Below are 15,573 nucleotides of genomic sequence, written 5' to 3' on the forward strand. Positions count from 1 at the left end.
CTGAACAGCGGAAAAATCACCGCGGGCGGAGGAACGCGAGGCAGGGGGGCGCCGTTGACGGTTACCTTTCACTTCAGAAGAGTACCGCCCCCGCATGCGCACGGTCCTCCCCGGCTCCGCCTTCCCGCTTGGCGTCACGGTTGACAGCACGGGCACCAATTTCGCCCTGTTCTCCGACAACGCGACCGGCGTCACGCTCTGCCTGTTCGATCGCTATGGCGAGACCGAGGTGGAGCGCATCGATCTGCACGAATGCACCAACGGCGTCTGGCACTGCCATCTGCCGGGGGTCGGGCGCGGCCAGGTCTATGGCTGGCGCGTGCACGGCCCCTGGGCGCCGGAAGCCGGCCACCGCTTCAATGCCAACAAGCTGCTGCTCGACCCCTATGCCCGGATGCTGGTTGGCAACATCACATGGGACGACGCGCTCTATGGCTACACGATCGGCGCGGGCGATGACGCCGATCTCGTGATGGACGCGCGCGACAGCGCCCCCTTCATGCCGAAGGCCCGCGTGGTCGCCGGCACGCCGATGGCCTCCACCGGTCATCCCCGCGTCAACTGGGCCAAGACCGTCATCTATGAGGGCCATGTGCGCGGCCTCACCATGCGCCACCCGCTGATCCCGGAGACGATCCGCGGCAGCTTCACCGCGCTCGGCCAGCCGGAATTCGTCGACTACATCGCAAAACTCGGCGTCACCGCACTGGAACTGCTGCCGGTCCACGCCTTCGCGCAGGACCGCCACCTCGTCGATGCCGGCCTCTCCAATTACTGGGGCTACAACACGATGAACTTCTTCGCCCCCGAGCCGCGCTATCTCGGCGAGGACGGGCTGGAAGCCATTGGCGAGGCGGTCGACCGGCTGCACCAGGCCGGCATCGAGATCATCCTCGACGTGGTCTACAACCATAGCTGCGAGGGCAATCATCTCGGGCCGATGCTCTCCTTCAAGGGCATCGACAACGCCTCCTACTACCGGACCCTGCCCGGCAATCCCCGCTACTATGACGACATGACCGGCTGCGGCAATTCGCTGAACACCGATCATCCGCGCGTGCTGCAAATGGTGATGGACTCACTGCGCATGTGGGCCGGCACCTACGGCATTGACGGCTTCCGCTTCGATCTCGCCACCACGCTGGGCCGGCGCCCCGACGGCTTCGACCCCGGCCATGCCTTCTTCAACGCCATTCTTCAGGACCCGACGCTGGGCGGGCTCAAGCTGATCGCCGAGCCGTGGGACATCGGCCCCGGCGGCTACCAGCTTGGCGCCTTCCCGCCCGGCTTCTCCGAGTGGAACGGCGATTACCGCGACAAGGTGCGCGAGTTCTGGGGCGGCTCGGAAGGGCTGATCGGCGCCTTCGCCACGCGCTTCGCCGCCTCGCAGGACATTTTCTCGGAAGGCCGCCGCCGGCCCTGGTCGAGCGTGAACTTCATCACCGCCCATGACGGTTTCACCCTGCACGACCTCGTCACCTATAACGACAAGCACAATGAGGCCAATGGCGAGGGCAATCGCGACGGCCACGACGACAATAAGAGCTGGAATTGCGGCGTCGAGGGCGAGACCGACGATCCCGCGATCAACGCGCTGCGCCGCCGCCAGAAGCGCAACCTGATGGCGACGCTGTTCCTCTCCCAGGGCGTGCCGATGCTGCTGGCGGGCGACGAGCGGTCGAATTCGCAGGGCGGCAACAACAACGCCTATTGCCAGGACAACGAGATCGGCTGGGTCGACTGGTCGAATGACGACCCGGAACTGCCGGCCTTCGTCGCCCGCCTCGCCGATCTGCGCAAGCGTCACTCCTCGCTGTCGCGCCCGGAATTCCTCACCGGCGCCCGCAACGAGATGGGCCAGCCCGATGTCGCCTGGTTCAACACCGCTGGCGAGCGGATGCGCGAGGAGGACTGGGCCAACCCGCACTCCAAATGCATCACCGTGCGCCTCGCTCCGGTGACGCCGAACGAGCCCTCGCTCGCCATCATGCTCAATTCCTCGCATGTCGATGTAGATATCGTCGCCCCGCCGGTGCAGTCCGGCGGCTGGGAGGCGATCCTCGCCACCGGGGACGACCTCGAAGGCGCCCGGCTCGGCGGCGGGCAGAGCTTCACCCTGCCGGCGCGCACCCTCCTGGTCTGGGAATGGCGCGAATGAGCGATAACCCCCGCCGCTTCGGACCGGAACTCACCGCTTCCGGTGCCCGCTTCCGCCTGTTCGCGCCGGATGTGCCGGCCGTCGAGCTGGAGATCGAGGGACGCGTGCCGGTTCCCCTGACCCGCACCGAGGACGGGTTCTTTGCCGGCGAAGTAGACGGCCTCGCCCCCGGCGCGCGCTATCGCTTCAAGGTCGGGGACCAGCCCGTCCCAGACCCGGCGTCGCGCATGCAGGCGGAGGACGCCGATGGCTGGAGCGTGCTGGTCGCCCCGCCCGACGCGCTGCCCCGCGCCTGGTCGCGGCCGTGGCATGAGGCGGTAATCGCCGAGGTGCATGTCGGCACAGCGACGCCCGACGGAACCTTTCTCGGCCTGATCGAGCGGCTCGATCATTACCGCGACGCCGGCTTCACCGTGATCGAGCTGATGCCGGTCAACGAGTTTCCCGGCCGGCGCAACTGGGGCTATGACGGCGTGCTGCTCTACGCGCCCGACCGCGCCTATGGCACGCCGGAGGAGCTGCGCGCGCTGATCGACGCCGCCCATGCGCGCGGCCTCGGGGTGATGCTGGACGTCGTCTACAACCATTTCGGGCCGAGCGGGAATTACCTGCCGCTCTACGCCAAAAGCTTCTTCCGGCAGGACATCTCCACCCCCTGGGGCCCGGCGATCGATCTGGAAAACCCGCTGGTGCGGGCCTTCTTCACGGAGAATGCCGCCTATTGGCTCAGCGATTTCGGTTTTGACGGGCTGCGCTTCGACGCGGTCCATGCGCTCGCCACCGACGGCGCGGAGACCTTCCTGCGCGAACTCGCCGGCGCCTGCCGCGCGGTGCGCCCCGATGCCTTCCTCGTGCTGGAGAACCACGACAACATTGCCGAATGGCTGACGCGGGACGATAGGCTCTACACCGCGCAGTGGAACGATGACTGGCACCACGCGCTGCATGTGCTCGGCTCGGGCGAGACCACCGGCTATTACGCGCCCTATGCGACGGACGCGACCGAGGCCGCCGCCCGCGCGCTCGGGCAGGGCTTCGTCTATCAGGGCGACCCGTACCCGTACGCGGACGGTCCTCCGCGCGGCACGCCCTCCGATCACCTGCCGCCCGACGCTTTCGTCAGCTTCGTGCAGAACCACGACCATATCGGCAACCGCCCGCTGGGCGACCGGCTCGCCGGCACGCTGGCGGCCGAACGCCTCGCCGTGCTGCGTTTCGTGCTGATGCTGTCGCCGGAAATCCCCCTGCTGTTCCAGGGCGAGGAAGCCCTTCTGCCGACGCCCTTCCCCTTCTTCTGCGATTTCGAGGGCGAGCTGGCGGATGCGGTGCGCAATGGCCGCAAAGCCGAGTTCGGTGATTTCTTCAGCGCCCACGGGGAAGCGGAATTCCCCGATCCGCTGGCGGAGAGCACCTTCCGTTCCGCGATCATCACCGACGCGGCGCTGGCGAGCGAGGACGCGCAGGAGGCCCTCGCCGCCTTTGCTGAGTTGGCGGAGACCCGCCGCCGTCTCGTCTGGCCGATTGCCGGCACCCGCTACGAGGGTTCCCAGGTGAAGCGCAGCGGCGACGCCCTGCTCGCCCACTGGCGCTATGAGGCGGGCGAACTGGTGCTGGCGCTCAACCTTCAGGACAGCCGCAGCACCATCCACGCCCCCTCAGAGACGCCGGATGCCCGCGTCGGCTCCATGGCCCAGCCCGCCCCCGGCCGGCTCGCGCTCGGCCCCGTCGCCGCCGCCTTCTGGAGCTTGCCCGCCTGATGACGATGATACGCGCCCCTTGGCCCGCCCTCACCGCCACCTACCGGCTTCAGTTCCACCGCGACTTTCCGTTCAGCAAGGCCGAGGCGCTGGTGCCCTATCTCGCCCGGCTGGGCGTGAGCCATCTCTATGCCTCGCCCATTACGATGGCGGTGCCGGGCTCGACCCATGGCTATGACGTTGCCGGCCCAACCAAGGTAAACCCGGAACTCGGCGGCGAGGAGGGGCTGCTCGCCCTCTGCGCGGCGCTGGAGCGGCACGGCATGGGGCTGATCCTCGACATCGTGCCGAACCACATGGCGGCCTCCAGCCATAACCCGTTCTGGCTCGACATGCTGGAAGGCGGCCCCGACAGCCCCGCCGCCCGCATCTTCGATGTCGCGTGGGACAAGGGCCGGCTGGTGCTGCCGGTGCTCGGCGATCCCTTGCAGGCGACCATCGAGGCCGGGCAGATCACCCTCGCCATCAACGAGGCCCGCGGCGGCATCGACGCGGTGGTCTATGGCGAGCAGCGTTTCCCGCTCCGGCGCGAGAGCGTCGCCGAACTGGTCGGCCGTCTCCCCGCCGCCGTCCACATCGCGGCCGCGGCGGCGGCGCGCGACAGATCGGACTCATCGGCCTCATCGTCCACCTCACTGCACGCATCGTCCGGTCCGCGCACCGGCCTTTCCGACCTCGATCCGGTGAGCCGCGTGGCGCTGGAAACGGTGCTGGCGGAGGCAGATATTACCTCCCTGCTCGAGGCCCAGCACTGGCGCCTCGCCTGGTGGCGCACGGCGGCGCATGACCTCAATTATCGCCGCTTCTTCAACATCACCGATCTCGCCGGGGTGCGGGTGGAAGACCCCGATGTGTTCGAGCTGGTGCATCGCCTGCCGCTCGATCTCATCCGCCGCGGCCTCGTCCATGGCCTGCGCATCGACCATATTGACGGCCTCGTCGACCCCGCAACCTATTGCGAACGCTTACGAAGCGCCGTTGGCGCTGATGTGCCGATCTTCATCGAGAAGATCCTGGAGCCGGGCGAGAGCCTGCGCGACTGGCCGATCGACGGCACCACCGGCTATGAGCGGTTGAACGACATTAATGGCCTGTTCGTCGCCTCCAAAGGCTATGCCGCCTTCGAGGAGGCGCTGCGCGAGCGGCATCTAATTACCGGCACCGCCACGTCCCGCCTCGCCAGCGCCAAGAAGCAGGTACTGGAGGCGAGCCTTGCCACCGAGGTGGACACGCTGACGGCGCTCGCCCGCGACGGGCTCGACGACGCGATGAAGGCCGGCGACCTCACGGAGACGGCGATCAGGCAGGGCGTGGTCGCCCTGCTGGTGCATTGCCCGGTCTACCGCTCCTACGCCACGGACGATTATTCGCCTGACGATTCAGCTATTTGGCAGAAAATCAGCGAGGCCGTCGCGGCGGCTGAAGACCCGCTGACCGCCGCCGCCGCGCAGCTTCTTCTGGCCCGCATGGCCGCACCGCAGAACGACAGCGACCGCGAATTTCGCGTCCGCTTCCAGCAGCTGGGCGGTCCGGCCATGGCCAAGGGGTATGAAGATACCGAACTGTACCGCACGCCGATCCTGCTCTCCGTCAACGAGGTCGGCTCCAGCCTCGACCACCCCACCCGCACGCCCGCCGAGCTGCATGCCGTCTTCGCTGCCCGCGCCACGGAAAAACGCTGCGACCTCAACCCCTTGGCGACCCACGACACCAAGCGCGGCCCCGACACCCGCGCCCGGCTCGACGCGCTGAGCCAGCGCCCGGCCTTGTGGCTGGAGTTCCTGAGCGAAAACGAGGCCGACCTCGCCGCTTTGGCGCAGGCCGCGGATGGCCGGCTGATGCCCGACGCCATCGACCAAATCCTTGTTCTGCAAACGCTTTTGTCGGCGTGGCCGATCTCGCCGGAGCGCATGGACGGCTACCTCACCAAGGCGCTGCGCGAGGCCAAGCGGCACTCCAACTGGGAAACGCCCGACGAGGCCTATGAGGCGGCCTGCAAGGCGTTCAGCGCCGCTATATTGAGCGAGCCGGCGGGCGCCCCGATCCGTGACGGGCTGGAGACCCTCGTCGAGCAGCTTACGCCAGCGACGCGGATCATCGGTCTCGCTCAGGTGGTACTCCAGCACGCCCTGCCGGGCACGCCCGATATCTATCAGGGCACGGAGTTCCGCGACTTCTCGCTGGTCGACCCCGACAACCGCCGTCCGGTCGACTGGGGGCGCCGGAAAGCGGTGCTGGACGCCGGCACCGCCGCCGACCCGGACGCGGAAAAACTCCTGCTGACGCAACAGCTTCTCCAGCTCCGCCGGAGCAATGCCGCGCTCACGCGGGGCGATTATCGCCCGCTCGATCTGCCTGCCGGAGAGTGGGGCTGGCTTGGCTTCGAGCGCCACGATGGCGACCGCGCCGTCCGTATCATCATACCCACGCGTGTGCTGGAAACGGCGAGCGAGCACATCACCCTCCCCGCTCCCATGGAGGCCGGCTGGCGGACGCTGGACGGCGCCTCGCTCGCCGCCGGATCCGGCGAAATGACGCTGCCCGCCGCCTATCCATTTGCCATTCTTCACAAAAGCTGAGGCGACCCGGCGCGCCAAACGCTCCTGTCCGCGCAGAAAGCCCGGCTCGGATGGAACCGCCGGTGCTCTGGCGGCTTGTCGAGGTTGCACTGCACCACCGGTGCGGACCAGCAAGACGAGGAAGATGATGCGGCGGCGCGACGTCCTTTTGGGAGCGGCAGTTCTGGCCTTGAGCGGAACGGGAACCTGGCCGCGCAATCCGGCCATGGCCCAGACCGACAAGCCGACGCGCTTCGACGCCCAGACCGTGCGGCAACTGGCGCGCGAGCTGGCGATGAAGCCCTTCGCCGCGCCCGATCAGCAATTACCGAGCGATCTCAATGAGCTGAGCTACGACCAGTACCGCAATATCCGCTTCAATCAGGATCGTTCGCTCTGGCGCGGACAGGGCACGCCGTTCGAAGCGCAGCTGCTGCATCGCGGCTTCCTGTTCCGCGACCGGGTGGATATCTACACCGTCGCGCAGGGCGAGGCCCGCCGGATCGAGTATACGCCGGGCCTGTTCCGCTTCGAACACGGTATCACCGCACCGGACCCCAAGCTCGATCTCGCCTTCTCCGGCTTCCGGCTGCACAGCCCGATCAACCGCCCCGACTATTTCGACGAGGTCGCCGTGTTTCAGGGCGCGAGCTATTTCCGCGCCCTCGGCAAGGACCAGGTCTATGGCACCTCCGCGCGCGGCCTCGCCATCAAGACGGCCGACGCGGCGGGCGAGGAATTCCCTGTTTTCAAGGCGTTCTGGATCGAGGATCCCCGCCCCGGCGTCGATTCCGTGGTGGTTCACGCCCTGCTCGACAGCCCGAGCGCGGCCGCCGCGCACCGCTTCACCATCCGGCCCGGCGCCTCGACGGTGATGGCGGTGGAGATGACGCTCTATCCGCGCGTCGATGTCGACAAGGCCGGCCTTGCCGCGCTGACCAGCATGTTCATGTTCGGCCCCAATGACCGCGACGGCATCGACGATTTCCGCCCGATGGTGTGCGACGCCAATGGCCTCGCCATTGTCACCGGCACCGGCGAGCGGCTGTGGCGCCCGCTTGCCAACCCGCAGCGGCTACAGATTTCCTCCTTTGAATCCACCAACATACGCGGCTTCGGCCTGATGCAGCGGCAGCGTTCCTTCTTCGATTACCAGGATCTGGAAGCACGCTATGAGCGCCGCCCCAGCGTCTGGGTCGAGCCGATCGGCGATTGGGGCGACGGCGCGGTCCATCTGGTGGAAATCCCGACGCCGGAGGAGGTGCACGACAACATCGTCGCCTATTGGCGGCCGAAGGAGCCGTTCCGCAAGGGGCGCGAATACGCCTTCACCTACCGCCTGCACTGGGGCTGGGACTCGCCGGACAGCTCCGATCTCGGACGCTTCGGCCAGACCCGGATCGGGGGCACCGGCGAGCGCCGCCAATTCGTGCTCGATCTTGTCGGCGACACCATCAAGAACCTGCCGCCAGAAAATATTACCGCCCGCGTCACCGCCAATACCGGGCAGGTGTCGAACATCGTGCTGCAACGCAATCCCGAGATCGAAGGCTGGCGCCTCGCCTTCGCCTTCGAGCCCAAGGGCGCCGATGTCGCCGAACTGCGGGCCGAAATGCTGCGCGGCGAGGAGCGGCTGTCCGAGAGCTGGGTCTATCGATGGACAGCGTGACCCTGGAGCGCGCGGCGCCAATGCCCATTGAGGCCGATGCGCCCGCCTGGACGCCCGCTTTGCCCCCCGAGGCGCCGCTCCCCATGCCCGTGCAGTCGCTGCGTGTGGCCCCGCGCGTGGCCCAGCCGCCCGGACGCACGCTGACGCTGTGGCTGCGGCGCGCCTTCATCTTCTTCGGCGCGGCGGCGCTCACCCTGTTCGCCGCCCATGAAATGTATCTGGTGCTTGAGGTTGGCGGGCTGACGCTGCTGGAAGGGCTGGTGCTCGGCCTTTTCGTCATCCTGTTCGCCTGGATCGGCTTTGCCTTCACCAATGCGCTGGGCGGGGCGCTGGCGATGATTGGCCCGCGCACCGACCCGCTCGGCATCGCCGGCGCGCAACCGGCCCCGCTCGCGGCCCGCACCGCCATCCTGATGCCCACCTATAACGAGGCCCCGGCGCGCATCTTCGCCGGGCTTCAGGCGACCTATGAATCGGTCGAGGCGACCGGTGCCATCGACGCTTTCGACTTCTTCATCCTCAGCGACACCACCGACGCGGATGTCTGGATCGCCGAGGAGGCGGCTTTCCTCGCCTTGCGCGCGCGTACCGGCGGGCATGCCCGATTATTTTACCGCCGTCGGCCGAAGAACATCGACCGCAAGGCCGGCAATATCGGGGAGTGGGTGACACGCTTCGGCGGCGCCTATGAGAACATGCTGGTGCTCGACGCCGACAGCGTGATGACTGGCGATTGCGTGCTCGCCATCGCCCGCGCGATGGAGCGGCACCCCCATGTCGGCGTGATCCAGACCCTCCCAGTGATTGTCGGCGGGCGGACCCTGTTCGCGCGGATGCAACAATTCGCCGGCCGGCTCTATGGGCCGATGCTGGCCGAGGGGCTGGCCTGGTGGCATGGGCCGGACAGCAATTACTGGGGCCACAACGCCATCATCCGCACCCGCGCCTTCGCCCAATGCGCCGGCCTGCCGCATCTGACGGGCCGCAAACCCTTTGGCGGCCACATTCTCAGCCATGATTTCATCGAGGCCGCACTGATCCGGCGCGGCGGCTGGGCGGTGCACATGGTGCCGTGGCTGAAGGGCTCCTATGAGGAGGGCCCGCCCTCACTGACCGATCTCGCGGTGCGCGACCGGCGCTGGTGCCAGGGCAATCTTCAGCACGCGGCGGTGCTGCCGGCGCGCGGCCTGCACCCGATCAGCCGGCTGCATCTGCTGACCGGCATCGGGTCTTATATTACCGCACCGCTCTGGCTGATCATGCTGATCGCCGGCCTGATGACCGCGCTACAGGCGCGCTTCATGCCGCCCGCCTATTTCACTGCCGAATTCTCGCTGTTCCCGACATGGCCGGCGCAGGACCCGATCCGCGCCGCCTGGGTGTTCGTCGGCACGATGGGTATCCTCCTACTGCCCAAGCTGATCGCCTATGCCGTGATGCTCGCCGACGGCCCGACGCGGCGCGGCTTTGGCGGCGGCATCCTCGCTCTCATCGGCCTGATCGGCGAAACCCTGCTCGCCGGCCTCGCCGCCCCGGTGATGATGGTGGCGCAATCCTCGGCCGTCGGCAGCATTCTCGCCGGGCGTGATGGCGGCTGGAATCCGCAGCGGCGCGATGATGGCACGGTGGCGCTCGGCCCGACGCTGCGCCATTTCCTGCCCCATACCCTGTTCGGCATGGCGCTTGGCGGGGCGGCGCTGGCGATCTCGCTGCCCCTGTTCCTGTGGATGCTGCCGGTGATCCTCGGGCTGGTGCTCGCCGTGCCGCTGGTGGTGGGAACCAGCGCCAAGGTGGCGCTGCTCGCCCGGCCGGTTCTGGCGACCCCGGAGGAGCGCGACCCGCCGGCGGTGCTCACCCGCGCCTTCGCGCTGTCCCGCCAGTTGAGCGCGCAGGCGAGCGAGGAAGAGGCGGTGATGGCACTCGCCGGTAATATGGAACTACTGGCCGCCCATCGCGCCATGCTGCCCGCGGGCGGCGCGCGCCAGCCGGGCGATTACGCGCCCGAGCGCCTGATCGCCCGGATGAAGGCGCAGGACGCGCCCGATCTGGAGACCGCGCTGGCCCTCCTGACCCCGCGCGAGAAAGCCGCCGCCCTCGCCGACCGCGAGGCGCTGGACCGGCTGCTGCACCTCGCCGCCTGATAGCAGACATGGAAACGGGGGCCGCAGCCCCCGTTTCCGTTCTTCTGTCGCTTGGATTCTGCTCACGCCACCGTTTCTGCTCACGCCACCTTGCGGCGCTCGTGGCGGCCTTCGCCGACTTCCTCGACGATCTTGGCGCAGAACGCCTTGAGATCCTCCGGCGAACGGCTGGTGATGATGCCCTGATCGGTGGCGACCTCGCGGTCCACCCAGTTGCCGCCGGCATTCACCACATCGGTGCGGATCGACTTGTACGATGTTACCGTGCGCCCGCGCACCGCGTCGGCCTCCACCAGCAGCCACGGCCCATGGCAGATGGCGGCGACCACCTTGCCGGCATCGAGGAAGGCCCGAACGATGCGCATCGCGTCCGCATCGACGCGCAGAACATCCGGGTTGATCTGCCCGCCGGGGATCACTAGCGCCTGGTAATTCTCGGGCTCGGCCGCGGCGAGGGATAGGTCTGATCTTACCGTCTCACCCCAGTCCTTGCCCTTCCAGCCGCGGATCGGCTGGCCGTCCGGGCTGGCAATGTCAACCGTCGCCCCGGCGGCGCGCAGATCGTCGCGCGGCACCATCAGCTCCGACTGCTCGAAGCCGTCGGTGGCGATGATGAGAATACGGGCGTCGCGAATAGTCGGCATGGAATGCTCCTTGAAAGTGCATCCCCGCTTCAGGTTTCCCACAAGGCGAACGCTAATGGCGGAGCGAAGTTCCAGCCTTTTCTCGCCCCGCCCGTGACGCATCAGCTCTTGCCGGAAAGCTCCCGTTCCGCCCAGCCGGGCGCGGTGTCCGACACCTCGGTCTCGGGCCGATCCATGCCCTGCGCGGTCTCCTCATGCCATTGGCCGGCGCTGTCCTGATAAAGAATCGGGCGCGTCTCGCCGGGCATGGACTGGCGCGCCGCCGCGTCGCGGGCGGCGTTCAGGGCGCCCTCATGGGTGGGATGCGTCTCCGAGAAGACGTCGCCGAGCTTGTAGGCCCAGCCGCCATCATGCTCGACGATCTCATAGCGAATATGGCTCATCGCAAAGTCCTCCTGCCGGCAACAATCCAGGGATGCCCGGCGCGGTTCCGCGCCGGGATGGCGCCGTGCTTCAGCGCGGCAGCAGATTGGTGCGGGCGAGATCCAGCACCTCGTCGCCGCGCCCGCTCATCACGGCGCGGATCATCCACAGGCCGAAGCCCTTGGCCTGCTCCAGCCCGATGGTCGGCGGCATGGAGAGTTCCTGCGTGGCGGTGACGACATCGAGCACCGCCGGCCCGTCATGGGCGAGCACGTTAGCGACGGCGGCGGGCAGGTCGCCGGGATCCTCCACCCGCACGCCATGGATACCCATGGCCCGCGCCATGGCGGCGAAGTCGGGATTGTCGAGATTGGTGCCAATCTCGACGAAGCCGTTGGCCTTCATCTCCAGCGCCACGAAGCCAAGCGTGCCGTTGTTGAAGATCACCACCTTCGCCGGCAGCTTCTGCTGGGTCAGCGTGATGAGGTCGCCCATCAGCATGGTGAAGCCACCATCGCCGGAGAGCGAAATCACCTGTCGGCCGGGATAGGCCGCCTGCGCGCCGATGGCATGCGGCATCGCATTGGCCATGGAGCCGTGAGCCAGCGAGCCGAGAAGGCGGCGCTTGCCGTTCATCTTGAGGTAGCGGGCTGCCCAGATGGTCGGCGTGCCGACATCGAAGGTGAACACCGCGTCCTCGCTCGCGGCCTCGCTGACGAGGCGGGCGAGATATTGCGGATGGATCGGCGGGCGCCCGGCGGTGCCGGTGGCAAGGTCGTCAAGCCCGGCGCGCACCTTGCGGTATTTTTGCACCATCGTGTCGAGATGGGTGCGGTCGGTCTTGGCTTTCAGCTTCGGCAGCAGCGCATCGATGGTGAGCCCGACATCGCCGACCAGGCCGAGATCGAGCTTGCAGCGCCGGCCGAGCTGCTCCGGGCGCACATCCACCTGCGCGATGGTAATATCGGAGGGGAAGAACTGCTTGTAGGGGAAGTCCGTCCCCAGCAGCAGCAGCACGTCGCAATCGTGCATCGCCTCATAGCCGGAGGAGAAGCCGATGAAGCCGGTCATGCCGACATCATAGGGATTGTCGTATTCGACGAACTCCTTGCCGCCGAGCGCATGAACGACGGGGCTCTTGAGCTTCTCGGCCAGTGCCATCAGCGGCTCATGCGCCCCGGCGCAGCCGCGCCCGCAGAACAGGGTGACGCTGGCCGCAGTGTTGAGCAGATGGGCGAGCGCGTCGACCTCCCCCTCGGCCGGCACGACGCGTGGCACGGGAGGCAGCAGGCCGGCATTGGGGGCGCTCTTGCGGGCCGGCGCCGGCTTCAGCGCCACGTCGCCAGGAATGACCACCACCGCGACGCCCCGCTTGCCGACGGCGGCGCGGATGGCGTTCTCCAGCACATAGGGCATCTGCTCGGGGCTGGAGACCAGCTCGCAATAGACGCTGCACTCCTGGAACAGGTTCTGCGGGTGGGTCTCCTGGAAATAGCCGCCGCCAATCTCCTGCGAGGGGATCTGCGCGGCGATGGCGAGCACCGGCGTGCGGGTTCGCTGGGCGTCGAACAACCCGTTGATGAGGTGAAGATTGCCCGGGCCGCAGGAGCCGGCGCACACCGCGAGCTGGCCGGTAAGCTGGGCCTCGGCGGAAGCGGCAAACGCGGCCGTTTCCTCATGGCGCACATGCACCCAGTCGAGGCTGCCGGTTTCCCGGATCGCCTCGGTGAGGCCGTTGAGACTGTCGCCGACGACGCCATAGATGCGTCGGACGCCGACCTGGTGCAGCGTGGAGACGATGAGATCGGCCACATTGCCGGACATAATGTACACCTCGTGACTGGGGGCGCCCACCACAATGGTACCGCGCCGCACGTGCCTCAACGTTCGCGCCTAGTGTGCCGGCTTCCTCGCCGGGATCAATTCAACCCGCGTAGTCAGAACGATACGTTCATCCCAGCGCGGCATACCTATGTATACGGAGCGCCTGACACGAAGCTGGTAAGCTAGCGGACATGTGCTTGCGCGTCTCTGACTCTCCTCGCGTGTACCTGACTTGCTACTGCCGGTTTCCTCATCCAGGCCACACGCCGGAGGCGGGCCGATGATGCCGCTTGCTGTGGCGCATGGCGCGCGCTCGGCCCTGATCCCGATGCTCGCGGCCCTGCTCGGTATCATCATCTTCCTGGTCGACACGCTGACCCCGCTCGATATGGCGGTGGCGGTGCTCTATGTCGCCGTCGTCATGCTGCTGGCGGATGTCCTCACCCGGCGCGGCATTCTCGCCGTCGGGGCCCTGTGCATCGGCCTGACGACGATCAGCTTCTTCGCCGTCCATAATGTCCGTTTCGAGCTGGAAGCGGTGGCCCGCGCCATTGTCGCCCTCTCGGCGATCGGCATCGTCACGCTGCTCTCGCTGCGCAATCGCCACTCCAGCGAATCTCTGCGCGACCAGGCGGCACTGCTCGACCTCACCCATGACGCCATCCTCGTGCGCGATGCGAGCGATACCCTCCTGTACTGGAATCGCGGCGCCGAGGAGCTGTATGGCTGGACCGCCGACGAGGCGGTGGGCCGCAACACTGCCGAATTGCTGCGCACCGGTTTCCCGATCTCGCGCGAGGCCGCCGCTGTCGAACTGGAGCGGCACGGGCGCTGGGAGGGCGAGCTGCGCCACACCCGCAAGGATGGCGCGCGAGTCACTGTCGCCAGTCGCTGGTCGCTGCGCCGCGATGCTCAGGGCCGGCCGCTCGCCGTCATGGAAACCAACAACGACATCACCGAGCGCAAGGCTTCGCAGGACCGGCTGGACAAGGCACAGGCCGAACTGGTCCATGTCACGCATATGGCCACGCTCGGCCAGCTCACCGCCTCGATCGCCCATGAGGTGAACCAGCCGCTTGCCGCCGTCGTCACCAATGGCGAGGCGTGCCTGCGCTGGCTGCGCCGCCCATCTCCCGATGTCGGCGAAGCGCTCGCATCGGTCGAGCGGATGATTGCCAATGGCCGGCGCGCCGGCGAGGTGGTGGCGCGGATGCGCGCGCTCTCCCGCCGGCAGGCCGACCGGCAGGAAACGGTCGATCTCTCGCAACTGGTCCGCGAGAGCCTCGCCCTCGTCGAGCGCGAGCTTACCCGTCATCATATCGCGGTCGAACTCGATCTCGCCGATGCACTGCCGGTGGTAACCGGAGACCGCGTGCAATTGCAGCAGATCGTCATCAACCTTGCCGTCAACGCGGTGCAAGCCATGGAGGGCGCTCCCCGCCCCCGCCGGTTGAAGCTGCGCACCCGCGCGCTGGAGTGGGCGGAGGGCGAGGCGGCGCGCCTTGACATCACCGACAGCGGTGTGGGCGCCGACACCGAGGCCATGTCACGGCTGTTCGAGCCGTTCTATACCTCGAAGCCGGACGCCATGGGCCTCGGCCTGTCGATCAGCCGATATCTCGTCGAGGCCCATGGCGGCGTCATCGAGGCAACTCTCAATTCCGATCGCGGCATGACATTCGCCGTGATCCTGCCGGCAGCGAAGGAGCAAAGCCTGTGAGCGCCATCTCCGCCCAAGGCGGCAAGGCCGCTGCGCCCGACCCGCTGGTGATCGTGGTCGATGACGATGCCGGCCTGCGCGAGGCGCTGTCCAGCCTGTTCCGCTCGATCGGGCTGAAGGTGGAGCTGTTCGGCTCGGCGGCCGAGTTCCTCGCCGCCCGTATCCCGGATGTGCCACGCTGTCTGGTCCTCGACATCCGCCTGCCGGGCGTCAGCGGGCTCGACTTCCAGTCGCAACTCGCGCGCTCGGGCATGAACATGCCCACCATTTTCATGACCGGCTATGGGGATATCCCGATGACGGTGCGGGCGATGAAGGCCGGTGCCGTCGATTTTCTCACCAAGCCCTTTCGGGATCAGGACATGCTTGATGCCGTGGTGCAGGCCATCGAACAGGACAAGACCCGCCGGCAGGCGGATCAGGCGGTGGCCAGCGTGCAACTTCTCTATGAGACGCTGACCGCACGCGAGAAGGAGGTGATGGCGCTCGTCACCTCCGGGCTCATGAACAAGCAGGTGGCCGGCGAAATCGGGCTGAGCGAAATCACCGTAAAGATCCATCGCGGCCACGTGATGCGCAAGATGGGCGCCCGCTCACTGGCCGATCTCGTGCGCATGGCGGAGACGCTGGGGCTTTCGACACCGAAAAGATAGACCCGGCAAACCTTGATATGATTCACGTCAGGGCCGTAGAGCGCAATATAGCTCAAGGTCAGGGAACGCAGCCACCGCGCGCCCGC

10 protein-coding genes are annotated in these 15,573 nt (G+C 67.4%); 7 read left to right on the forward strand and 3 right to left on the reverse strand.

Annotation, left to right across the window (positions count from 1 at the left end):
* Positions 1-94: 94 nt before the first annotated feature.
* From glgX to mdoH, 5 genes are all read left to right on the forward strand, one after another.
* Positions 95-2,158 (forward strand): glycogen debranching protein GlgX, encoded by a 2,064-nt coding sequence (gene glgX, locus KIP89_RS07710; RefSeq protein ID WP_213754815.1) that lies wholly within the window; start codon positions 95-97, stop codon positions 2,156-2,158.
* Positions 2,155-3,915: a malto-oligosyltrehalose trehalohydrolase gene (gene treZ / locus KIP89_RS07715; protein ID WP_213754816.1), complete on the forward strand. Its 1,761-nt coding sequence runs from the start codon at positions 2,155-2,157 to the stop codon at positions 3,913-3,915. The genes glgX and treZ overlap by 4 nt, the downstream gene beginning before the upstream one ends.
* Positions 3,915-6,494: a malto-oligosyltrehalose synthase gene (treY, locus tag KIP89_RS07720; protein ID WP_250152272.1), complete on the forward strand. Its 2,580-nt coding sequence runs from the start codon at positions 3,915-3,917 to the stop codon at positions 6,492-6,494. Before treZ ends, treY begins: the two co-directional genes overlap by 1 nt.
* 127 nt (positions 6,495-6,621) lie before the next feature.
* On the forward strand, positions 6,622-8,142 hold the full coding sequence (locus KIP89_RS07725) for an OpgD/OpgG family glucan biosynthesis protein (protein ID WP_213755431.1): 1,521 nt from the start codon (positions 6,622-6,624) through the stop codon (positions 8,140-8,142).
* Positions 8,130-10,283 carry a glucans biosynthesis glucosyltransferase MdoH gene (mdoH, locus tag KIP89_RS07730; RefSeq protein ID WP_213754817.1) on the forward strand — a complete coding sequence of 718 codons (2,154 nt, stop codon included), beginning with the start codon at positions 8,130-8,132 and terminating at the stop codon, positions 10,281-10,283. The genes KIP89_RS07725 and mdoH overlap by 13 nt, the downstream gene beginning before the upstream one ends.
* An 80-nt stretch (positions 10,284-10,363) precedes the next feature.
* Here the strand turns inward: mdoH and KIP89_RS07735 are convergent, their stop codons facing one another.
* The 3 genes from KIP89_RS07735 to poxB all read right to left on the reverse strand — a co-directional run bounded on the left by KIP89_RS07735 (position 10,364) and on the right by poxB (position 13,114).
* Positions 10,364-10,927 carry a type 1 glutamine amidotransferase domain-containing protein gene (locus KIP89_RS07735; RefSeq protein ID WP_213754818.1) on the reverse strand — a complete coding sequence of 188 codons (564 nt, stop codon included), beginning with the start codon at positions 10,925-10,927 and terminating at the stop codon, positions 10,364-10,366.
* Between the two features lie 101 nt (positions 10,928-11,028).
* Entirely contained in the window at positions 11,029-11,310 is a 282-nt protein-coding gene (locus KIP89_RS07740; protein WP_213754819.1) for a DUF2188 domain-containing protein, read from the reverse strand.
* Between the two features lie 70 nt (positions 11,311-11,380).
* Positions 11,381-13,114: a ubiquinone-dependent pyruvate dehydrogenase gene (gene poxB / locus KIP89_RS07745; protein WP_213754820.1), complete on the reverse strand. Its 1,734-nt coding sequence runs from the start codon at positions 13,112-13,114 to the stop codon at positions 11,381-11,383.
* Positions 13,115-13,394: 280 nt separating this feature from the next.
* On the opposite strand from poxB, the gene KIP89_RS07750 reads away from it, so the two are divergent.
* Together KIP89_RS07750 and KIP89_RS07755 are read left to right on the forward strand one after the other, a co-directional pair.
* Positions 13,395-14,834 carry a two-component system sensor histidine kinase NtrB gene (locus KIP89_RS07750; protein WP_213754821.1) on the forward strand — a complete coding sequence of 480 codons (1,440 nt, stop codon included), beginning with the start codon at positions 13,395-13,397 and terminating at the stop codon, positions 14,832-14,834.
* Positions 14,831-15,487, forward strand: a complete 657-nt coding sequence (locus KIP89_RS07755; protein ID WP_369807074.1) for a response regulator transcription factor — start codon at positions 14,831-14,833, stop codon at positions 15,485-15,487. The genes KIP89_RS07750 and KIP89_RS07755 overlap by 4 nt, the downstream gene beginning before the upstream one ends.
* Positions 15,488-15,573 lie beyond the last annotated feature (86 nt).

The sequence above is a fragment of the Ancylobacter radicis genome, from assembly GCF_018449475.1.
Lineage (GTDB): Bacteria > Pseudomonadota > Alphaproteobacteria > Rhizobiales > Xanthobacteraceae > Ancylobacter > Ancylobacter radicis.